Consider the following 22,138-nt stretch of genomic DNA (forward strand, 5'->3'; position numbering starts at 1 on the left):
CCCATGTCCCTGTCACCGCACCACGACGGCTCGGCGCTGTACGTGCCCGAGCAGGAACCCGCCCTCGGGCAGCGGGTGCCGGTCTTCGTCCGGGTACCCGTCGACGCCGACGTCAGGCAGGTGCACGTCCGGACCACAGGCGACGGTGAGCCGCGCTTCGTCGAGGCCACCGTCGACCGCCGGGACGGCCACGACGTGTGGTGGCGGGCCGACGTCGAGGTCCGCAACCCGGTCAGCAACTACCGTTTCATGCTCACCGGGGCGACCGGCTACCGCTGGCTCAACGCCGCCGGCCAGGTCGACCACGACGTGCCCGACCACGGCGACTTCAAGCTGGTCAGCCATGCCCCACCGCCGGCCTGGGCCCGGGACGCGCTGATCTACCAGATCTTCCCCGACCGGTTCGCCAGGTCCGCCGCCGCCGACGGGCGCACCCCGCCAGACTGGGCCGTCCCCTGCGACTGGGACACCCCGGTCATCGGGTACGGCCCGCAGACCCCCCGCCAGTTCTACGGCGGCGACCTGGACGGCGTCACCGAACGCCTCGACCACCTGGACCGGCTCGGCGTCAACACCGTCTACCTGACACCGATCTTCCCGGCCCGCTCCAACCACCGCTACGACGCCGCCGGCTTCGACAGCGTCGACCCGCTGCTCGGCGGGGACGCGGCGCTGGTCCGGCTGGCCGACGCCGTCCGGGCCCGGGGCTGGCGGCTGATCGGCGACATCACCAGCAACCACACAGGCGACGCGCACGAGTGGTTCACCCGCGCCCTGGCCGACGCCGACGCCCCGGAGCGGGAGATGTACTACTTCGACGTGGCCGCCGGCGGGGCGTCGACCTACGAGTCGTGGAACGGGGTGCGGTCGCTGCCCAAGCTGAACTGGGGCAGCGCCGAGCTGCGCCGCCGCTTCGCCACCGACCCGGACTCGCTGCTGCGCCGCTGGTTGCGCCCGCCGTACGGGCTGGACGGCTGGCGGGTCGACGTGGCCAACATGACCGGCCGGCGCGGCGCGGACGCGTACACCCACGAGGTGGCGCGGCTGCTGCGGGAGGTGGTCGCGCAGACCCGCGCCGACGGGCTGCTGCTCGCCGAGCACGGCCACGACCACACCGGTGACCTGGACCGTGACGGCTGGCACGGCACGATGAACTACGTCGGCTTCACCGACCCGGTCTGGTCCTGGCTGCGCGCCGAGCCCGGGGACGCCGAAGGCCGCACGCCGCTGCCGAACTTCCTCGGCACGCCGGGCGGGGTGCGGCGGCGGGACGCGCACGCGGTGCTCGCCACCATGGACAGCTTCCGGTCGCTGGTCTCCTGGCGGTCGTACGTCCACTCGTGGCAGCTGCTCGGCTCGCACGACTCGGCCCGCATCCGTACCGTGGTCGGGAACGCGGCCCGGCAGGAGGTGGCCGCCGGCCTGCTCGCCACCCTGCCCGGCACCCCGGTCGTCTTCGCCGGTGACGAGTGGGGGCTGACCGGCGGTAACGGCGAGGGCTCGCGTACCCCGATGCCGTGGGACCGCCCGCAGCGACGCGACGCCGGCACCTTCGCCACCTACCGGGCGCTGCTGGCGCTGCGCCGGGACACCCCGGAGCTGCGGCACGGCGGCCTGCGCTGGGTGTACGCCGACGCCGACACGCTTGTCTTCCTGCGCGAGGCGACCACCGGCGCGGTGCTGGTGCTGGCCCGCCGGGCGGCCGGCCCGCCGGTGCGGCTGACCGGGCTGCCGACCACCGGGAGCACCGGCGTCGGCCCGGCGGGGGAGAACCTCCACGGCGGTGCCCCGGCCCTGCGGCCCGCCGCCGACGGCGGGATCACCCTGCCCGGCGACGGCCCGACCTTCCAGGTCTGGCGGCTCTGACGGGTGGCGTGTCGGCCCGGGACGTCGGCCGGCGGGAGCGGCGAGATCACGGATTGAACTCAGCCGGCGGGGCACCTACTACAAACTGTCGTTGATGGGGGAGGATGGCCGGCGTGGAAGCTCTCCGACTGGTCCTTCTCTACGTCCATCTGATCGGGTTCGCGCTGCTGCTCGGCGGTGCGGTCGCCCAGTACGTCAGCGGTCGGCTGCGGATCAACGCGGCCATGCTCTGGGGCTCGGTGATCCAGTTGCTGACCGGCGTGGGCCTGTCCGCGCCGCTGCGCGACGGGGACGAGCCGGCCCCCGCGAAGCTTGTTACCAAGTTGGTGCTGGCCCTGCTCATCTTCGTCATGGTCTTCTTCTCCCGGAAGCGGGCGCAGGTGGCCCGTGGCCACTTCCTGGCGATCATCGGGTTGACCCTGGTCACGGCCGCTGTGGCGGTGTTCTGGCGGTAGCCCGGCGGAGGTCGCCGGAAACGGATGTTCGTGACACCGGACCGGTCGACGCCGGCACGTTGAGTGATGTGCCCCACCCCAGGGTTACGCCGGGATAACGAGCGTTCAACAGTCGTGCACGATTGGCGGCCGGTGGGTGGACGCGGGGCTACGCTCCCGTCCGTAACGTGGGATGCCGGCGGCACAACGCCTGTCGGTTTAAGGGCTGCCACCGCACGAGGCGGTGAGCAATGGAAGGAGACGTCTTGCGCTCTGTGCGTGGGATGCGGATCGCCTCTGCCATCGCGGCGGGTGGGCTCGTGCTGGGTGCTGCCGCGTGTGGTGAGGCCCCGGACGACGACAACGACGCCGGTGGCAGCGGCGACAAGAAGTACAGCGCCTGCATGGTGACCGACGTCGGCGGCATCGACGACAAGTCGTTCAACACCTCCGCCTGGAAGGGCCTGGAGGAGGCCAGGAAGGCCAACGGCAACATCGACATCAAGTACGTCGCGTCGAAGGCCGAGGCGGACTACGAGGTCAACCTGACCGGGTACGTCAACCAGAAGTGCGACTTCATCCTGGCCGTCGGTGGCCTGATGTCCGACGCCACCAAGAAGATCGCCGCCGCGAACCCGAACCAGCAGTTCGGCATCGTGGACGCGAACCCGGCCACGGCGAACGTCTACCCGATGCAGTTCGACACCGCCCAGGCCGCCTTCCAGGCCGGCTACCTGGCCGCCGGGATGAGCAAGAGCGGCAAGGTCGGCACCTACGGCGGCCTGCCGATCCCGCCGGTGACCATCTTCATGGACGGCTTCGCCGACGGCGTGGCGTACTACAACAAGACCAAGAGCAAGAACGTCCAGGTGCTCGGCTGGAACAAGGAGACCCAGAAGGGCTCCTTCACCAACGACTTCGCCAAGCAGGACGAGGGCAAGAAGGTCTCCGACGCGCTGGTCGCCCAGGGCGCGGACATCGTCATGCCGGTCGCCGGCGGCGCGGGCCTCGGCACCACCGCCGCGGCGAAGGCATCGGGCGGCAAGTACTCGGTCGTCTGGGTCGACGTCGACGGCTGCGAGAGCACCCCGGACTGCGCGGCGCTGCTGACCACCGTGGTCAAGAACATCCCGGACGCCGTCAAGGACGCCGTGCTCAAGGCCGCCGGTGGCGAGAAGCTCGCCGCCACCCCGGGCTTCGTCGGCAACCTCGCCAACAACGGCGTGTCGATCGCCCCGTACCACGACTTCGACAGCAAGGTCCCGGCGGACCTCAAGGCCGAGGTCGAGAAGCTCAAGGCGGACATCGCCGCCGGCACCATCACGGTCACCTCGAAGGCCCAGCCGACCAAGTGACCGCCGTGCCGGCCGCGGCGATGGGATCATCGGCAGCGGCGGCCGGCGGGCACCAGGCATGACGACCGGCCGTCCCGGCGTACGTGGGCAACCCACGGCGTCGGGGCGGCCGGTCCGCGCACCGGTCGGCCGGCACCCCGGTGACCGGCCGACCGGCAGCTAGGCTGCACCATCGCTCGCACCCCAGGAGGTTGCGCTGAGACTCGAACTGCGCGGCATCACCAAGCGGTTCGGTGATCTGGTCGCCAACGATCACATCGACCTGACGGTGGAGCCTGGAGAGATCCACGCCCTGCTCGGCGAGAACGGCGCCGGCAAGTCGACCCTGATGAACGTGCTCTACGGGCTCTACCAGCCCGACGGGGGCGAGATCCTGGTCGACGGAAAGCCGCTGCGACTGAAGGGCCCCTCGGACGCGATCCGGGCCGGGATCGGCATGGTGCACCAGCACTTCATGCTGGTGCCGGTCTTCACCGTGGCCGAGAACATCATGCTCGGCGCGGAGCAGGTCCGGGGCGGCATCGTCGGCTTCCTCGACCGGCGGCGGGCCCGCCGCGAGGTGGCCGAGGTCTCCGCGCGGTACAACCTGCGGGTCGACCCGGACGCGGTGATCGAGGACCTGCCGGTCGGCATCCAGCAGCGGGTCGAGATCGTCAAGGCGCTCACCCGCGACGTCGACCTGCTGATCCTCGACGAGCCGACCGCCGTGCTCACCCCGCAGGAGACCGAGGAACTGCTCACGGTCATGCGGTCGCTCAAGGCGGCCGGCAAGTCGATCGTCTTCATCACCCACAAGCTCGGCGAGGTCAAGGCCATCGCCGACCGGATTACCGTGATCCGGCGCGGCCGGACTGTCGGCACCGCCTCCCCCGAGGCGAGCCGGGACGAGTTGGCCGCGCTGATGGTCGGCCGCGACGTCCGGCTCACCGTCGACAAGCAGCCCGCCACCCCGGGCCGGCCGATCCTGGAGGTCGCCGGCCTGGTCGTCGACGACGACCGGCAGGTCCGCGCGGTGGACGGCGTCGACCTGACCGTACGCGCCGGTGAGGTGCTCGGCGTGGCCGGCGTGCAGGGCAACGGGCAGACCGAGCTGATCGAGGCGATCATGGGGCTGCGCCCGACGCTCGCCGGCACGGTGACCCTCGACGGCGAGCCGATCCACGGCTGGTCCACCAAGAAGGTGCTCCGCGCCGGCGTCGGCTACGTCCCCGAGGACCGCAGCGTCGACGGCCTGGTCAAGGAGTTCAGCGTCGCCGAGAACCTGGTCCTCGACATCTACGACCGGCCGCCGTTCGGTAGGGGCCTGGCGCTGCGGCCGGAGGCGATCGCCGCCTCGGCGAAGGAGCGGATCGAGCAGTTCGACGTGCGTACCCCGTCGGCGGACGCGGCGGTGGGCACCCTGTCCGGCGGCAACCAGCAGAAGGTGATCGTGGCCCGGGAGCTGTCCCGGCCGCTGAAGCTCTTCATCGCCGCCCAGCCCACCCGGGGCGTGGACGTCGGCTCGATCGAGTTCATCCACGGTCGGGTCATCCGCGAGCGCGACGTCGGCACCGCCGTCATGGTCGTCTCCAGCGAGTTGGACGAGGTGATCGGCCTCGCCGACCGGATCGCGGTGATGTACCGGGGCCGGATCATCGGCATCGTCGGCCCGGACACCCCGCGCGAGGAGATCGGCCTGCTGATGGCCGGCATCACCCCCGACGCCCCCGGGACGCCTCCGGCGGGCGACCCGGCCGGGGCCACCGACGGTACGGCCGGCGGCGCGGCACCGGCCCCCGAGAGCCCTGGTAACGAGGACGAGGCATGAGCAACCCCCACCCGGTGTCCGGCTCCCCGGACAAGGAACCGGCGACCGAGGCGGAGCTGGCCGGAACCGGCAAGGCCGACCGGGGCGCCACGATGACCTCACCCAAGCAGCCCGCGCCGGGCCCCCGCCCCACGCTGGGCCGGCTCTTCCTGGACAACCTCTGGGCCGCCAACACGGTGACCGTCACCGTCCTCGCCCTGGTGCTGGCGATGCTGGTCGGCGCGGTCCTGATCATCGTGTCGGACCCGGACGTGCTGGCCACCTACGGCTACGTCACGGCCCGCCCGACCGACGCCCTGAACGCGAGCTGGACGGTGGTCAGCGAGGCGTACGCCAACCTGTTCAAGGGTGCGGTCTTCGACCCGGAGGCGTCCGGCTTCACCGCCGCGCTCAGCCCGATCTCGGAGACCCTCACCTACACCGCGCCGCTGGTGTTCACCGGCCTGTCGGTGGCGCTCGCCTTCCGGGGCGGCCTGTTCAACATCGGTGCCCAGGGCCAGGCGACGATGGGCGTGGTCCTGGCCGCCGTGGCCGGCTTCGCGTTGCCGCTGCCGCCGGTGGTGCACCTGGTCGTCGCGTTGATCGCCGGTGCGGCCGGCGGCGCGGTGTGGGGTTTCGTCCCCGGCATCCTCAAGGCCAGGACCGGCGCGCACGAGGTGATCAACACGATCATGCTCAACTACGTCGCCGTCTACTTCCTGTCCTGGATCATCGTGCAGAACGGCGTGCAGAACCCGGACCGGGCGGACGCGATCAGCCGCCCGGTCGACTCCTCGGCCGCCCTGCCCCGGCTGCTCGGCGACAACCTGCGGGTGCACGCCGGCATCCTGCTCGCGGTGCTCGCCACCTGGGCGATCGCCTGGCTGCTCAACCGGTCGACGCTCGGCTTCGAGCTGCGGGCCGTCGGGGCCAACCCGGACGCGGCGCGGACCGCCGGCATCAGCGTCACCAAGACGTACGTGCTGGTGATGGTGATCGCCGGGATGCTCGCCGGCCTCGGCGGCAGCCAGATGGTGCTGGGTTCCACCGCGAACGCGCTCACCCCGCTGGTGGTCGCGCAGATCGGCTTCGACGGCATCCTGGTGGCGCTGCTCGGCCGGGTGAAGCCGTGGGGTGTGCTGCTGGCCGCGCTGCTGTTCGGCGCGCTCCAGGCCGGTGGGAACCGGATGCAGTCGTACTCCGGGATCTCGCTGGAGCTGGTCACCGTGCTCCAGGCGCTGATCGTCATCTTCATCGCCGCGCCGGCCCTGGTGAAGGCGATCTTCCAGCTCCGGGCCGCCCGTGCCGCCCGGTTGCAGACGAGCCTCGCGAAGGGCTGGTGAGGCATGTCCACCACCGCTGTTCCCGACGTCGCCGTGGCCGCGGTCGACGAGGGTTTCTGGACCCGTCCCCGCAAGGTCGGCGCGGTCCTGCTGGCGCTGGGCGTGCTCGCCACCGTGCTGTTCGGGGCGCTGGCCACCGGCCAGCAGGCCCGGTTCACCCTCAGCGAGACCGAGGGCGGCGCGGCGCTGGAGATCCAGGGCACCCTCGGTGCGATCCTGTTCGGGGTCGTCGCCGCCGGGGCCGGCGGCGCGCTGCTGGCCGGGGTCCCGAAGCGCTGGTTCACCCTGGTCCTCGGGGTCGGGCTGGTCGCCTTCGTGCTGAGCTTCCTGTGCTGGCAGGTCTCCGCGGCTCCCGAGGGCCGCAACTTCATGCCGATGGTCAACATCGTCCGGGGCACCTTCGTCCTGGCCCTGCCGTTGATCTTCGGTGCGCTGGCCGGGGTGCTCTGCGAGCGGTCCGGCGTGGTCAACGTCGCGATCGAGGGGCAGTTGCTGATGGGCGCGTTCAGCGGCGCGCTCTTCGGCAGCCTCAGCGGCAACGTCTGGGTGGGCCTGGTGGCGGCGGCGGTCGGTGGCGCGTTCATCTCGCTGCTGCTCGCCGTCTTCGCCATCCGCTACCTGGTCGACCAGGTCGTGATGGGGGTGGTGCTCAACCTGCTGGCGGTAGGCGTCACCGGCTTCCTCTACGAGCGGCTGATGCAGACCGACGCGGACAGGTACAACAGCGCGCCACGGTTCGGCAACTGGGAGATCCCGCTGCTGAAGGACATCCCGCTGCTCGGTCCGGCGCTGTTCCGCGGCAACATCTTCCTCTATCTCGGCCTGCTGCTGGTGCTGGTCATCCACCTCGCGCTGTTCCGTACCCGGTGGGGCCTGCGGACCCGGTCGGTGGGTGAGCATCCGACCGCCGCCGACACCCTCGGGGTCAAGGTGCTGGGCCTGCGGTACCGCAACGTGCTGCTGGCCGGCGTGGTGGCCGGCATCGGCGGCGCGTCGTACACGCTGGCGCTCTACAGCTTCACCAAGAACATGATCGGCGGTAAGGGCTTCATCGCCCTGGCCGCGCTGATCTTCGGCCGGTGGAGCCCGACAGGCGCGCTGCTCGCCGCGCTGTTCTTCGGCTTCGCCGACCAGCTCGCCACCTACCTCGGGGCGATCGGCAGCAGCATCCCCAACCAGTTCCTGGCGATGCTGCCCTACCTGGCGACCATCCTGGCGGTGGCCGGGCTGGTCGGTCGGGTCCGGGCACCCGCCGCCGACGGCAAGCCGTACGTCAAGGGCTGAACGACGCCCCGGCAGGGGCCCGGCGGGGAACCCCCCTGCCGGGCCCGCACCGTCCCCGGCGTCCCCGGCGGACACGACGGGCAGCCGACCGGCACCCTTCCCGCATCCGGGTGGGGTGACCTGGGCAGAATGAGGGGATGAGCGAGATCGACTGGGAGCGCCTGCGGGCCGCCGCGACCGAGGTCATGCGGCACGCCTACGTGCCGTACTCGAAGTTCCCGGTCGGCGCGGCGGCCCTGGTCGACGACGGCCGGGTGGTGGTCGGCTGCAACGTGGAGAACGCCGGCTACGGGGTGACCCTGTGCGCCGAGTGCGGGGTCGTCTCGGCGCTGCACGCCACCGGCGGCGGCCGGCTGGTCGCGATGTCCTGCGTCGACGCCACCGGGGAGCCGCTGATGCCGTGCGGGAGGTGCCGGCAACTGCTCTGGGAGAACGGCGGCCCGGAGTGCCTCGTCGAGTCGAGGACCGGCCCGCTGCGGATGGCGGAGCTGCTGCCGCACGCCTTCGACGTGGCCGACATCGAGGCGGTCGTCGGCGAGAACCCGGTGCCCGTGGTGCCGGACCGGTTGGCCGCCTGGCGGGGGCGGGGGACCGTCTTCGTGCACCCGGACCTCTCCGCCGGGCAGCAGATCTGGACGGCGTACTGGGAACGGTCGGCGGGCGACAGCGACGAGGCCGGGCCCGGGGTGCTGGAGGAGGGCCCGAGCTGGGGCGACCCGGCGGAGGCGATCACCTGGGGGCTGGCCCGGACGCCCCGGGTCGTGGTGGTGGACGCGGAGGGCACCATCTTCTGGGCCGGCGAGGGCGAGCCGCCGCTGGAGATCCCGGCCCGCTGGGCCGCCTCCTGACCCGTCCGGCCCTCGTGCCGGTCACTGCAACGACTTCAGAGGGAACTCAACGGTGAGTGCTTTTACCGCGGTCGACGTCATCCGGGCCAAGCGGGACGGGGGTGTGCTCAGCGACGGCCAGATCGACTGGGTGGTCGACGCGTACACCCGGGGGCTGGTGGCCGACGAGCAGATGTCGGCACTGGCCATGGCGATCCTGCTGCGCGGCATGTCGGTGCCGGAGATCGCCAGGTGGACCGCCGCGATGATCGCCAGCGGCGAGCGGCTGGACCTGTCGGCGGTGCACCGGCCGACGGTCGACAAGCACTCCACCGGCGGCGTCGGCGACAAGATCACCCTGCCGCTCACCCCGCTGGTCGCGGCCTGCGGCGGCGCGGTCCCGCAGCTCTCCGGCCGGGGGCTCGGGCACACCGGCGGCACCCTCGACAAGCTGGAGTCGATCCCCGGCTGGCGGGCGGCGCTGAGCAACGACGAGTTCATCGCCCAGCTCCGCGACGTCGGCGCGGTGATCTGCGCGGCCGGTGCCGCGCTCGCCCCGGCCGACCGCAAGCTGTACGCGCTGCGCGACGTCACCGGCACCGTCGAGGCGATCCCGCTGATCGCCAGCTCGATCATGAGCAAGAAGATCGCCGAGGGTACCGGGGCGCTGGTCCTCGACGTCAAGGTCGGCTCCGGGGCGTTCATGAAGACCGTGGCCGACGCCCGCGAACTGGCCCGGACGATGGTGGCGCTCGGCGACGCCCACGGAGTGCGCACGGTCGCCCTGCTCACCGACATGTCCACCCCGCTCGGCCTGACCGTCGGCAACGCCGTCGAGGTGGCCGAGTCGGTGCAGGTGCTCGCCGGCGGCGGCCCGGCCGACGTGGTGGAGCTGACCCTGGCGCTGGCCCGGGAGATGCTCGACGCGGCCGGCCTGCCCGACGCCGACCCGGCCGCCGCGCTGCGCGACGGGCGGGCGATGGACGCCTGGCGCACGATGATCCGCGCCCAGGGCGGCGACCCGGACGCCAAGCTGCCCACCGCCAACGAGGTCGAGGTGGTCCGCGCCGACACCGACGGCTTCGTCGAGTCCGTCGACGCGTACGCGATAGGGGTGGCCGCGTGGCGGCTCGGCGCGGGGCGGGCCCGCAAGGAGGACCCGGTCAGCGCCGCCGCCGGGGTGGTGCTGCACAAGCGGCCCGGCGACCCGGTCCGGGTCGGCGAACCGCTGTACGAACTGCGCGCCGACGACGCGGTACGGCTGCCTGCGGCGCGCGCCGAGGCGGCCCTGGCGGTCCGGGTGTCGGCCACCGCGCCGTCGACGTCTCCGCTGGTCGTCGAGCGGATCGGCTGAGCGCCGGCAGCACCGGTCGACGGGGCCGGCCGGCATGGTGCCGGCCGCGACGGAACGCTATCCTCCCTGGTCAAGGGGGGCCGAACGGCGGTGACGCCGCGTGAGCAGACAGGGAATCCGATCGTGCTGGTAGCCGCGCCCGATCCCCGCGAGGTCCGCGAGGCGAGCCTCGACGAGTTGTCCCGGCTGCGTCTGCCCCTGCCGCCGGCCCAGTTTCCCCTGGTCTGGGAGCCGGGCGACGAGATCGAACTGCGGCCTACGGGGGAGATCGAGGCGCGCATCGCGGTGCTGCACCTGATCCTGGCCCGGTGCTTCGGGATGCCGGCGCAGACGGCGATGAGCTGGCTGCTCGAATCCCACCTGGTCGACATGGTCACCCCGCCCGAGTGGCAGTTCGTGGTGGGGGGCAAGGGCGACCACCGTTCCTTCGTCCTGCACCACGACGCGCTGTTCTCACTGTCCTGGGTGCTGGGTCTGAGCAAGCAGCTCGACCCGACCGTCCCGGTGGACGAGCGGCTGGTGGAGCGGATGCCGTACCTGGCCGGGGGGGAGACCTTCGACCAGTGGCAGGCCCGCATCCTGGCCGCCCCGCAGCACCCGGCGGACGCCGCCGCCCTGCTCGACCTGCACTACTGCCTGGACTGGGCGTACCTGGAGGTGGAGAAGTCCGGGCACCGGCTGCCCGGCCTGGTGGACGCGAACGCGATCGGCCAGCGCCGGTGGGCGTTGGAGTGGGCGGTGGTGCTGCGCGGCCCCTACCACGACGAGCCGCCCGGCTGGGAAGAGGTCGACCTCTCCACCTGATTGTTCCCGCGCCCGCGGTGGCGTCGCCCTCCCGTGTCCCGTCACGTCGTGGTCAGCGGGGACGCCAGGTGGTCAGGCGTACCGACGCGGTCACCGTGACCGGGGTGGGCAGCGCGGCGATCGCGGCGGCGAGCCGCGCCGGGTCGGTGTGCCAGGCGCTCGGCCCCATCCCGACCAGGGTGCCGACCTCGGCCCGGTCGAGGGTGAGCCGGGCGGTGTGCACGGCGGTGTGCGCCGGCGTGAACCGCCCGGCGAGGCTGTCGGCGACCCGGTCGGCCTTGGCCGGGTCGACCTGCAGCAGCCCGAGCACGTCGACCAGTTCGGCGAGGTGGGCGTCGGTGGGGGTGACCACCAGCAGCACCCCGGCCGGATGCAGCACCCGGTGGAACTCCTCGCCGTTGCGCGGGGCGAAGACGTCGAGCAGCACGGCGACCGACCGGTCGGCCAGCGGCAACCGCTGCCAGGTGTCGGCGAGCGCGGCGGCGGCGCGCGGGTGGGCGCGGGCGGCGCGGCGCAGCGCCGGCTTGGCGACGTCCAGGGCCAGGCCGACGGCGTCCGGCCACGCCGAAAGCACCGCCGCGAGGTGCCGGCCGGTGCCCGCCCCGGCCTCCACCACCAGCGGGTACGCCCCGAAGCCCGCCCGTTCCGGCCCGTCCGCCCCGGCGGGGCCGGTCGGTGTCGCCAGGGCGGATGTCGCCGCCTCGGCCAGGGCGGAGGAGATCACGTCGTAGTGCCCGGCGGCCAGGAAGTCGGCCCGGGCGGCGACCATCTCGGCGGTGTCCCCGAGGTGTGGGGCGCGGCCGGCGAGCAGGGTGACGTACCCCTGGCGGGCCAGGTCGAAGCTGTGCCGGCGGGGGCAGCGCAGGGCGCGGGTGTCGGTGGCGGCGGCCAGCGGCTGGGCGCAGACCGGGCAGCGCAGCCGGGCGACGATCTGCGGGTGCGTCGCGTCGACGGGCTGCTCGAACGGGTGCGGCGCGGTCACCCGCAGCAGCCTACGGCGCACCCCCGACCGGGCCGACGGTATGCCTGCCCGGCGCAGGCGTGCCGCCCGAGAGTCCTGCCCGACGCAGGCGGGGCGAGGTAGCGGCATCAGTTCGCGCGGACACCGCCGTATCGGCGACGTTGCGCGCCGACGCCCGACGGCCGAGCCCGGCTGGGCCGGGCCGGGCGCGCGAGCCTGATCGCGGGCGGTCGGCGGGCGTGACTAGGGTCGGGGGATGGTCGCAATCCGATACGAGGACATCGTCAAGGTCCCGAAGGCGCTGCTGCACGATCACCTCGACGGCGGCCTGCGGCCGGCGACGGTCGTCGAGCTGGCCGCCGAGGTGGGGCACGAGCTGCCGAGCACCGATCCCGACACGCTCGGCCGGTGGTTCGCGGAGGCGGCGCACTCCGGTTCGCTGGAGCGCTACCTGGAGACGTTCGCGCACACCGTCGCGGTCATGCAGACCGCCCCGGCGCTGCGTCGGGTGGCCCGGGAGTGCGCGCTCGACCTGGCCGCCGACGGCGTGGTGTACGCCGAGGTCCGGTTCGCCCCCGAGCAGCACCTGGAGCAGAACCTCACGTTGGACGAGGTGGTCGAGGCGGTCGTCGCCGGTTTCGTGGAGGGCAGCGCGGAGGCCGCCGGGGCGGGCAACCCGATCCGGGTCGGCACCCTGCTCACCGCGATGCGGCACGCCGCCCGGTCGCAGGAGATCGCCGAGCTGGCCGTCCGGCACCGTGACGCCGGGGTGGTGGGCTTCGACATCGCCGGCGCCGAGGCCGGCTTCCCGCCCACCCGTCACCTGGACGCCTTCGAGTACCTCCAGCGGGAGAACTTCCACTTCACCATCCACGCCGGTGAGGCGTTCGGGCTGCCGTCGATCTGGCAGGCGATCCAGTGGTGCGGGGCGGACCGGCTCGGCCACGGGGTGCGGATCGTGGACGACATCACCCCGGGCCCGGTGCCGACGCTCGGCCGGCTGGCAGCGTACGTGCGGGACAAGCGCATCCCGCTGGAGCTGTGCCCGTCGTCGAACGTGCAGACCGGGGCGGTGGCGTCGATCGCCGACCACCCGATCGGGCTGCTGCGGGAGCTGCGGTTCCGGGTGACGGTGAACACCGACAACCGGCTGATGAGCGGCACCTCGATGTCGCGCGAGATGGCGCTGCTGGTGGAGAACTTCGGCTACGGCTGGAAGGAACTCCAGTGGTTCACGGTCAACGCGATGAAGAGCGCCTTCATCCCGTTCGACGAGCGGTTGGCGATCATCGACGAGGTGATCAAGCCGGCGTACGCGAAGCTGATCGGCTGACTCAGCGGTGCGGGTGGCCGGCGACCAGGTCGGCCACCCGGCGCAGGAATTCCCGTGCGTGGGCCGCCTCGGCGCCGAGGCCGGTCTGCCGCCGCAGCACCGCCGGTTCGGTGCGCAGCAGCGCCAGCCCGCGCCGGACCAACACCTTCGGCGCCTTGCGCTGTTCGGACAGGTCCCGGGCCAGCCGCCGGACGAAGGTCGCCCCGCGCGGCCGGCGTAGCGCGTACGCCCCGGCGAGCAGTCCCCGACGGCGACATTCCGCGACGATCTCGGCGGCGAAAATCCCTTCGGCGATGAAGAGTGGCGATCCGGTCACCTCGAATGGCCGGGTGGCCACCCGTCGATCGGCGCCGATCGCATAGACCGGCACATCGGCCCGGCCCTGCTGGGCCAGTCGGGCAATTGTCTCCACCGCCGTTCCCGCGTCCCACGACTCGGGCGCGTCCCAGTCGACCAGTCCGTTCTGTCGCGGCAACGTAGGGTCATCACCGTTCTTGTAGAAGTCGTCCAGGCAGAGCACGGGAAGGCCTGTTCGTTGCGCTATGTACGACTTTCCAGACCCGGAGGGGCCGGCGAGGAGCACGACGCGGTGGCGATATTCCATTACTTTGGGTAACTCCGGAAAGACGGATTGCGATCAAATTGCATCAACATCTCATCACACCTCCGGTGACCGACAACCTGGGCTTTCTCTTTCAGGGGAGGCGTGATGGAATCTCGGAGGTCCGACCCGCCGGGTCGGCTGCTGGGCGTTGCCCGTGGCAACGCGGAGACGCTGTAATCGCGAGGGCGGTGACGTGAGCAAACGGCCAACGACGGCGAACTCCTTCCTGTCGCGTCTGCGTCGGCCGGCCGGCCGGCTCCGCGACATGCCGATCTGGTCCAAGCTCGGGCTGATCATGATCGTGCCGACCATCGCCACGGTCGTCGTGGGCACCAGCGGACTGGTGGACCACCTGCAGACGCTCAACAACGCCAACCGGGCCGGTGACCTGGCCAACCTGGTGGGTTACTCGGGTGACCTCGTCAACACCCTCCAGGACGAGCGCACCAACGCCGTCCTCCTGCTCGGCTCACCCAAGGGGCAGGCCCGCGCCCAATACCAGGAGGCGTACAACCGGGTCAACCAGCGGGTCGACCAGTCCAAGGTGCCGTACTCGCAGCAGCGTGCCGAGATCGAGGGCCTGCCGGCCACCCTGGAGACGCAGCTCGACCGGATCGACAGCGACCTGACCGAGATGCCCGGCATCCGCAGCCAGGTCTACAACGGCAAGCTGCGGCTCAGCGAGGCGGTCAGCAGGTACACCGGCCTGATCAACAATCTGATCACCATCCGTGACTCGGCCACCCAGCTCGCCGGCGACAACGACCTCAGCGACCAGATGCGCGCCGCCGCCGCGATGGCCCGCGCCAAGGAGTACGCCTCCGTCCGCCGGATCGCGGTGCACCAGGTGCTGCTCCAGAAGGCGTACACCCCGGCCCTGCGCGAGCTGTACATCTCCAGCAACACCGGTGAGCAGCAGGCCCTGCAGAGCTTCCAAGCCGTGGCGAGCCGCGCCGAGCGCGAGTTCCAGGACCAGACCGTCTCCGGCTCCGACCGGCGGCAGGCCGACATCTACGCCGGCCAGGTCAGCGCGCTCAACAGCGACAAGCTCGACGGCCTCACCTTCAGCACCGACCAGTGGGACGCGGCCATGGTCGCGTACGCCCAGCTCAACCGGGCCGTCGAGGTGCGCCTCGACAGCGACGTGGTGGCCAAGGCCGACGAGCTGCGCTCCGACGTGCAGCGTCAGGTCTTCCTGGAGACCGGCCTGCTGCTGAGCATGCTGCTGCTGGCGATCCTCTTCGCCTACCTGGTCGCCCGGTCGATGGCCCGCTCCCTGCGTGACCTGCGCCAGGGCGCCCTGTCCATCGCCCAGTTCGGGCTGCCGCAGGCGGTGGCCCGGTTGCGGGACCCGCAGTTCACCGGCCAGCAGTCGCCGGCCCAACTGGCCAACCAGATCGCCGAGCCGCTGCCGGTCCGCAGCCGCGACGAGTTCGGCCAGGTGACCGAGGCGTTCAACGCCGTCCACCTGGAGGCCGTCCGGACGGCCGCCGAGCAGGCCGCGCTCCGCTCCTCGGTCGCGACGATGTTCGTCAACCTCGCCCGCCGCTCGCAGATCCTGGTCGACAGGCTGATCGGTCACCTCGACCGGCTGGAGCGCGGCGAGGAGGACCCGGACCGCCTGGCCGAGTTGTTCCAGCTCGACCACCTGGCCACCCGGATGCGCCGCAACGACGAGAACCTGCTGGTCCTCGCCGGTGCCGACTCGACCCGTGTGCAGCGCGAACCGGCCGCCCTGATCGACGTGCTGCGCGCCGCCCAGTCCGAGGTCGAGCACTACACCCGGATCGAGTTCGGGGTCATCGACCGGGACATCGAGGTCTCCGCGCACGCGGTCAACGACCTGGTGCACCTGGTCGCCGAGCTGTTCGACAACGCGACCGCGTTCTCCCCGCCTGACTCCCAGGTGATGGTCGAGGCCCGTCGGGTCGGCGACCGCGCGTCGCTCTACGTCGAGGACCGGGGCATCGGCATCAGCGCCGAGCAGTTGGCCGACCTCAACGAGCGGCTCGCCACGCCACCCCAGGTGGACGTGGCCGTCTCCCGGATGATGGGCCTGGTCGTGGTGGCCCGGCTGGCGTCCCGGCACGGGGTCAAGGTCGAGCTGCGTCCCGGCACCGACCGAGGCACCGTGGCCGAGGTCGTCCTGCCCACGTCGGTGCTGGTGCCCCGGGCGCTCAGCGGCCGGGCCCCCGGCACGCCGGGGCTGCCGGCCGCCGGTCCGCAGTTCGGCGGCGGGGCCGCCCCGGCGTTCGGTGGTGCCGCCGGGGCCTTCGGTGGCTCCGGTGCCCCGTCGACCTTCGGCGGTGCCGGTGCCCCGTCGACCTTCGGCGCGCTTCCCGCCCTCGGCAACGGCCAGCCGCCGGCCCGGACGGGCGAGTCCGGCAACCAGGTCACCCTCGGTGGGCGACCCTTCGACCCGGCACCGCGCAACGGCTCCGGCGTCCCCGCCAACGGCGGGCGCGGGATGCCCGCCTGGTCCGACCTCACCGGCGCCAGCGGGATCAACGGTGGCGACGGCTTCAACCCGCGTGCCACCAACGGGCAGGCGACCGACCCGCTGCCGCAGCGGCGGAGCACCGACGACCCGGACAGCACCGGCCAGCAGCCGGTCATCCCGCGCCAGCTGCCGAGCAGCCCCGAGGCCCGGCCGTACAGCTCCCCGCCGGTGCCGCCGGTGTCGGCCCCGCCGCTGCCGCCCGCGTACCCGGTCGCGCCCGTGTCCGGCCAGCCCGTCTCGGGCCAGCCGGTCTCCGGTTACCCGGTGTCCGGTCAGCCGGTGTCCGGTCAGCCCGTCTCCGGTCAGCCGAGCTACGGCTACCCGGTGTCGGGTCAGCCCGCACCGGGCTACCCGGTGTCGGCGTCCCCGTACGCCGGTCAGCCGGGCCCGTCCGCGCCGGTCTCCGGGCCGCCCACCGGTCCGCTGCCGTCGCGGCCCACCTCGGGCGGGGCCGCGCCGAGCGCCGCCGCCCCGCCGGCCTGGCCGCCGGTGGCGAACCCCGACCGGGACACGGCCACCCCGCCGGTCCCGGAGCGGCTCGCCGCCGCGCTGGACATGACCACCGAGCTGCCCCGGGTGCCCCGCTCCGAGCCGGCAGCGCCGGTCACGCGGCAGCCCGCGCCGCCGGTTCGGGCCGCCCAGACGACGCCTGTCAACCGGCCGTCGGCACCCCAGCAGGTTCCCCAGCAGCGGTACGCGGACGAGACGATGGAGCTGCCGATCTTCCGGGAGCTGGAGTCGGCCTGGTTCCGTACCCGTAAGCCCGGCCCCGAGGACGCGGCCGGCGTCAAGCAGGCGGCCAACGGCACGACGGCCACCCACGCGGCCGTCGACACCGCCGGTCACCCGGCCCAGTACACCGCATCAGGGACGACAGGTAGCGCACCGATGGCAGACACTGCGCCGGCCGGGGGCGTGCCGCGTGACAACGGGTCGACAGTGAACGGCGGCGGGTTCCCCGGTCGCGGCGACGGCCCGGCGAACCGACGTCCCACCGCACCGCCCGCTGGCTGGCAGACCGCCGCCGACGAAGGCTGGCGGGCGGCGGTGGCCGCGACCGAGGCACCGGTGGCCGGCACCACCCAGACCGGCCTGCCGAAGCGGACGCCGATGGCGCAGCTCGTGCCGGGAGCGATCGAGAAGCCGACCACGTCGGTGCAGCGGCGGACGCCGGAGGCGGTCAGGGGTCTGCTCTCGGCCTACCATCGAGGTGTGCAACGCGGCCGGACCACCTCGGACAACCCCACCAACCCGGACGCGACTCCGGGCGGGCAGCAATCCTCGTCGTCTGGCTTCGGCCCGGCGGGCGGGAGCGGGCAGAAGGAGCAAGAAGGATGACAAGTACGCAGGATCTGGGTTGGCTGCTGGCCAACTTCGCCGACCGGGTGCCGGGTGTCGCGCACGCGGTCGCGGTCTCCGCCGACGGCCTGCTCCTCGCTTCGTCGCGTGACCTGCCCCGGGACCGGGCCGACCAGCTGGCCGCGATCGCGTCCGGCCTGGTCAGCCTGACCCAGGGCGCGGCCCGCTGCTTCGAGGGCGGCGCGGTGTTGCAGACCGTCGTCGAGATGGACAACGGTTTTCTGTTCCTGATGTCCATCTCGGACGGGTCGTCGTTCGCCGTCCTGGCCGCGCGCAGCTGCGACGTCGGTCAGGTCGGGTACGAGATGGCGCTGCTGGTCGACCGGGTCGGCGACGCGCTCACGCCGCAGGCCCGGACGGCTGTCGGGATGATGGGCTGACCGGGCTGACCACCTGGTCGGCCTGGGACGACAAGAACGACGGGTTCCACCGGGTGAGAGCCGGTGCCGGGGACGAAGGAGGTGAGCGGCGACATGGTCGATCGTGACGAACCGACAGGTGCGTTGGTCCGGCCGTACGCCGTGACCCGCGGTCGTACCCGTCCCCGGCTCGACATCGCCCTGGAGGCGCTCGTCGAGACGACGGTGCGCGGTCGCGCTGCTGCCGGTGGCAACGGCGGTCAGGGCCGGGAGCACCAGTACATCGCCGCGCTGTGTGACGGACGTGTGCAGTCGCTCGCCGAGATCGCGGCGCGGATGCAGCTTCCGCTCGGCGTGGCCCGGGTGCTCATCGCCGACATGGCGACGGACGGCCTGGTCGCGGTCCACGAGCCGACCATCTTGGACGACTCGGACGACGCGGTGGGCACTGAACTGCTGGAGAGGGTGCTGAGTGGACTTCGCAGGCTCTGACATGTCGCAGCGGCCGCCTGCCCCGAACGGGCGCGTGACGTCGGCGAAGATCGTTATCGCCGGTGGGTTCGGCGTCGGCAAGACGACGCTGGTCGGCTCGGTCTCGGAGATCACGCCGTTGACCACCGAGGCCATCATGACCTCCGCCGGCGTGGGCGTCGACGACACCCGGCAGGTGCCGGGCAAGACGACGACCACGGTGGCGATGGACTTCGGCCGTATCTCGATCGACCGGGATCTGATCCTGTACCTGTTCGGTACGCCCGGTCAGACGCGGTTCTGGTTCATGTGGGACGAACTGGTCCGGGGTGCCATCGGTGCCGTGGTGCTGGTCGACACCCGCCGGCTGGCCGACTGCTTCGCGGCTATCGACTTCTTCGAGCACCGGCGGCTGCCGTACCTGGTGGCGATCAACTGCTTCGACGGGATGCAGTACCACGACCCGCAGGACGTCCGGGACGCGCTGGCGATCTCGACCGACGTGCCGGTGGTCGCCTGCGACGCCCGTAACCGGGAGTCGACCAAGCACGTGCTGATCTCGCTGGTCGAGTACGTGCTGACCATGCGTCGTTCCCGCGCGGTCGCGCCGGCCTGACCGACTCCGTACGCGCCCGGTGGCGGCTCCGGCCGTGACCGGGCGCGTACGCGTTTCCCGACCCGGTACGCCGGGAGCAGTTCGGTGGCCTTCCACTGCCGCGCACCGACGGGATGACGTCTCCGGCGGCCGTGCCCGCCCGGCGTGGGAAGAGACTGTCCCGGTGCGCCGGCTCTGCGGGCCGCTGGGCGCGGCGACGGCCGGAGATGGTGCCCGGGTAGGGCCGGGTGTGGTCCGGCCCGCACGACGGCGCTGGCCCGGCCGGACGAACCGGTCGGGCCAGCGGTGAGCCGTCAGAGTGTCAGGAGCGGTAGCCGGCGGAGCGGAACTCGTACTCCCGGTCGTCATCCCGCTCGGTCGGGTCCCGGCTGAAGTCCCAGCCGCCGGCCGCCTCCCGGCCGGGCCGGCCGCCGACGGCGAAACCGCCGATCTCCTGGCCGCGACGCCAACCACGGAAGTAGCCTGTGGTGTTCTCGGCGAGGCTCGCCGCGTCCCGGACGATCCGCAGCGGACGCTCCTCGCGCAGCGGGGAACCGGGCACCAGGTTGGCCTGCGGGACCCGCTTGGGCAGCCCGGCGGAGGTTTCCGCGCCGACGGCCGGCTGCGCCACCTTCTCGGCCGCCTGCCAACCGGTGTCCGCAGTGGACGACCACTGCAGGTCGCTCTCGTCGCCGTGCCCGACGAACCAGGCCGACTTGGCCTGCGCGAAGATCAGCAGGTCGCCGTCGCCCTCGTCGGAGACCGGCGGCGGCCGGTGCTCCATCGGCGCGGGACGGCGCTCGACCGGTTCCGGTCGCCGCTCCAGTCCCGGCCGTTCGCCGCGTGCCTGCCGCTCGACCCGGTCGAGCAACTCCGGCCGCTCCGTCCGTTCGGGGCGGTCGGTGGGACGGTCCAGCCGACCCGGCCGCTCGGCCCGGCTGGGGCGCTCCAACTGCTCCGCCCGCTCGGCCCGGTGGGGTCGCCCGGCCCGGCCGGCCTCGTCCCGGTCCACCAGCCGCAGCGGCGGGGTGTCCAGGTGCGGGTCGGCGGGGGAGTCCAGCCCGTCCCGCAGGGCCCGGTCGGCCAGCGGCGGCGGCTCCACCAGCCGCAACATCGGCGGCTCCTGCGGCAGGTCGTCGGCGAGCCAGGGCGGGGTGATGCGACGGCCGGTACCGGCGTCGGTGGGGGCGTCGGCGGACCGCCCAGCCCGCTCGCCGTACGCCGGCACCACCGGGTTGTTGGCGGAGCTGTCGGACGGGTCCTCCGGGTTGTTGACCAGCGGCCAGTTCGCCCGCGACCCGGGCGGGGCGGTGGGCTGCTCCGGCTCGGGCCGGCTGACCGGCACCGGGACGTTCAGGTCGGTGGCGCTGAATCCGCCGGTGGGGGTGGAGAGCGCGCCGGTGGTCTTCGGTCGGGGCGGGATCACGGTGCGTTGCCGCTCGGCGCGGGCGTTGTTGATCGCGGCGGTGGTCAGCGTCGGCCGGAACGGCTCACCCGCCTCGGCGGGTGGCACGGTGCCGCGCTGCGCCGGAGCGATCGGGGTGATCCCCGGCGGAGGCGGCGGTGGGGCCGAGACCGGCCGGTTCGTCGGGGCGTCCACCCCGCGACGGATCGGCGGGATCATGGTGGTCGGCGCGTCCGAGCCGCGCCGGACCGCCGGCATCCCCGGGTCGGTACGCGCAGGCGGCACCGAGGTCGGCAGGCCGGCCGCGGCGGCGGGGGTGACAGGTGCCGGGGCCACCGGCGGTGGGGTGATCGGGGCGGGTGCCACAGGCGGCGGGCCGAGCGGCCGGGGTGCGGCCGGCATGCTGCTGCCGGGGACCGGCTCGGGGCGGCTACGGCGACCTGTCGGTACCGGCGGCGTCGGCTCGGCGGGCCGGACCGGACGCAGCCCGGGGCCGGTGCCGCTGATCCCGGTCAGCTCGGCGACCTGCTCGCCGCGCCTGGCGGCGGCCCGGCGACCGGGCAACGGGCTCGGGGCGCTGACCCGGGTGGCGAGCGCGCCCACCAGGGCTTCGCAGCCGGCGTCGCAGGCGCGTACCGCGGCGACCGACTGCCGGACGGTCTCGGCGACGGCGGAGGTGAGCGCCCGGTTGACGGCGGCCCGGCGCGGGGTCTCGGAGATGGCCACCCGCAGCGCGGTGACCGCCGCCTCGATCTCGCCGGCCTCGGCGACGCCGTCGGCGGTGAGCCGTGCGGTGACCGCCTCGGCGGCCACCGACATGTCCCGGCCCCGGGCCGACGTGCCGGTGAGCATGTTCGGCTCGGGCAACGCGTCGAGGACGGCCAGGGCCACCGGCTCGGCCGGGTCCGGGTAGGCCCGCAGGGCCGCCGGGTAGAGCTCGCGGAGCACCTCGCGCAGGGCCACGGCGGCGGAGTGCCGGCCGCCGGACAGGGCGGCGTGGGCGGCGAGGACCTGCTTGAAACCGGCCAGGTCCCGGGGGGTCGGCAGGGTGACCGCGGAGAGCGCGCCGGCCTGGAGGGCGCGGGCCAGGCCCACCGCCCGCCGCTCGGCTGGCGCGGACTGCATCTCCTCCAGGGAGTCGTCGTCGGCGAACCGTTCGGCGAAGTCGTCGACCGAGTCGTCGTCGGCGATCGCGAGTGGACGGCCGGCCGCGCCCAGCAGTGAGGTGACCGCGTGGTCGTCGCTGTCGGCGGCGATCGCCACGCCGCTCGGCCCGCCCGACCGCTCCACGAACAGCGTGACGAGCCGGGCGTAGCCGGCCGCGTCGTCGCTGATCTCGTGGACATGCAGCAGACGGCCTGCGTCGTCGACCACGGCGGACGTCAGCGTCGATCCGGCCGAGGCCGGTCGGTCGGCCGGATCTGCCGAGGCCAGACCGCAGTACACGCGCACGAGCGCCAAGGCGTCGTCCTCCTCCCGGGACACCGGTCTATTCACT

Annotated in this window: 17 protein-coding genes; 14 read left to right on the forward strand and 3 right to left on the reverse strand. The window is 73.0% G+C overall.

The annotated features are described in order from the left end of the window. Positions 1-3 precede the first annotated feature (3 nt). From Q2K16_RS25295 to Q2K16_RS25335, 9 genes are all read left to right on the forward strand, one after another. Complete coding sequence (locus tag Q2K16_RS25295; protein WP_302740671.1) at positions 4-1,866, forward strand: glycoside hydrolase family 13 protein; 1,863 nt, start codon at positions 4-6, stop codon at positions 1,864-1,866. 113 nt (positions 1,867-1,979) lie between these two features. Continuing rightward, a complete protein-coding gene (locus Q2K16_RS25300; RefSeq protein WP_145917841.1) occupies positions 1,980-2,321 on the forward strand; it encodes a hypothetical protein in 342 nt (113 codons plus the stop codon). A 263-nt stretch (positions 2,322-2,584) separates the two neighbouring features. Then, positions 2,585-3,655: a BMP family lipoprotein gene (locus tag Q2K16_RS25305; RefSeq protein WP_302746609.1), complete on the forward strand. Its 1,071-nt coding sequence runs from the start codon at positions 2,585-2,587 to the stop codon at positions 3,653-3,655. Positions 3,656-3,911: 256 nt separating this feature from the next. Next, positions 3,912-5,462, forward strand: a complete 1,551-nt coding sequence (locus tag Q2K16_RS25310; RefSeq protein ID WP_368052577.1) for an ABC transporter ATP-binding protein — start codon at positions 3,912-3,914, stop codon at positions 5,460-5,462. Next, a complete protein-coding gene (locus Q2K16_RS25315) occupies positions 5,459-6,784 on the forward strand; it encodes an ABC transporter permease (RefSeq protein ID WP_302740672.1) in 1,326 nt (441 codons plus the stop codon). The genes Q2K16_RS25310 and Q2K16_RS25315 overlap by 4 nt, the downstream gene beginning before the upstream one ends. Positions 6,785-6,787: 3 nt before the next feature. Beyond that, entirely contained in the window at positions 6,788-8,068 is a 1,281-nt protein-coding gene (locus Q2K16_RS25320; protein ID WP_302740673.1) for an ABC transporter permease, read from the forward strand. A 137-nt stretch (positions 8,069-8,205) separates the two neighbouring features. Further along, a complete protein-coding gene (locus Q2K16_RS25325) occupies positions 8,206-8,916 on the forward strand; it encodes a cytidine deaminase (protein WP_302740674.1) in 711 nt (236 codons plus the stop codon). A 52-nt stretch (positions 8,917-8,968) separates the two neighbouring features. Beyond that, positions 8,969-10,249: a thymidine phosphorylase gene (locus tag Q2K16_RS25330; protein WP_302740675.1), complete on the forward strand. Its 1,281-nt coding sequence runs from the start codon at positions 8,969-8,971 to the stop codon at positions 10,247-10,249. Positions 10,250-10,372: 123 nt separating this feature from the next. Further along, positions 10,373-11,053 (forward strand): DUF4272 domain-containing protein, encoded by a 681-nt coding sequence (locus Q2K16_RS25335; RefSeq protein WP_302740676.1) that lies wholly within the window; start codon positions 10,373-10,375, stop codon positions 11,051-11,053. A gap of 52 nt (positions 11,054-11,105) precedes the next feature. Here the strand turns inward: Q2K16_RS25335 and Q2K16_RS25340 are convergent, their stop codons facing one another. Then, positions 11,106-11,984, reverse strand: coding sequence for a putative RNA methyltransferase (locus Q2K16_RS25340; RefSeq protein WP_368052578.1), 879 nt, complete (start codon positions 11,982-11,984; stop codon positions 11,106-11,108). A gap of 286 nt (positions 11,985-12,270) precedes the next feature. Between Q2K16_RS25340 and Q2K16_RS25345 the strand changes: the two genes are divergently transcribed. Further along, a complete protein-coding gene (locus Q2K16_RS25345; RefSeq protein ID WP_302740678.1) occupies positions 12,271-13,347 on the forward strand; it encodes an adenosine deaminase in 1,077 nt (358 codons plus the stop codon). A 1-nt stretch (position 13,348) separates the two neighbouring features. On the opposite strand, the gene Q2K16_RS25350 is transcribed toward Q2K16_RS25345, so the two are convergent. Continuing rightward, entirely contained in the window at positions 13,349-13,822 is a 474-nt protein-coding gene (locus Q2K16_RS25350; protein ID WP_302740679.1) for a nucleoside/nucleotide kinase family protein, read from the reverse strand. Positions 13,823-14,144: 322 nt separating this feature from the next. Here Q2K16_RS25350 and Q2K16_RS25355 point away from each other — a divergent pair, with 322 nt between their 5' ends. The 4 genes from Q2K16_RS25355 (at position 14,145) to Q2K16_RS25370 (ending at position 19,256) form a co-directional block, all read left to right on the forward strand. Beyond that, positions 14,145-17,789 carry a sensor histidine kinase gene (locus Q2K16_RS25355; protein ID WP_302740680.1) on the forward strand — a complete coding sequence of 1,215 codons (3,645 nt, stop codon included), beginning with the start codon at positions 14,145-14,147 and terminating at the stop codon, positions 17,787-17,789. Beyond that, a complete protein-coding gene (locus Q2K16_RS25360) occupies positions 17,786-18,190 on the forward strand; it encodes a roadblock/LC7 domain-containing protein (RefSeq protein WP_088643911.1) in 405 nt (134 codons plus the stop codon). Before Q2K16_RS25355 ends, Q2K16_RS25360 begins: the two co-directional genes overlap by 4 nt. A 93-nt stretch (positions 18,191-18,283) precedes the next feature. Continuing rightward, positions 18,284-18,661, forward strand: coding sequence for a DUF742 domain-containing protein (locus Q2K16_RS25365; RefSeq protein ID WP_088643989.1), 378 nt, complete (start codon positions 18,284-18,286; stop codon positions 18,659-18,661). Between the two features lies 1 nt (position 18,662). Continuing rightward, positions 18,663-19,256 (forward strand): GTP-binding protein, encoded by a 594-nt coding sequence (locus Q2K16_RS25370; protein ID WP_088643912.1) that lies wholly within the window; start codon positions 18,663-18,665, stop codon positions 19,254-19,256. A 301-nt stretch (positions 19,257-19,557) separates the two neighbouring features. Here the strand turns inward: Q2K16_RS25370 and Q2K16_RS25375 are convergent, their stop codons facing one another. After that, on the reverse strand, positions 19,558-22,125 hold the full coding sequence (locus Q2K16_RS25375) for a serine/threonine-protein kinase (protein ID WP_302740681.1): 2,568 nt from the start codon (positions 22,123-22,125) through the stop codon (positions 19,558-19,560). Positions 22,126-22,138: the final 13 nt, after the last annotated feature.

The organism is Micromonospora cynarisoli, from assembly GCF_030518815.1.
In the GTDB taxonomy this organism is placed as follows: domain Bacteria; phylum Actinomycetota; class Actinomycetes; order Mycobacteriales; family Micromonosporaceae; genus Micromonospora; species Micromonospora wenchangensis.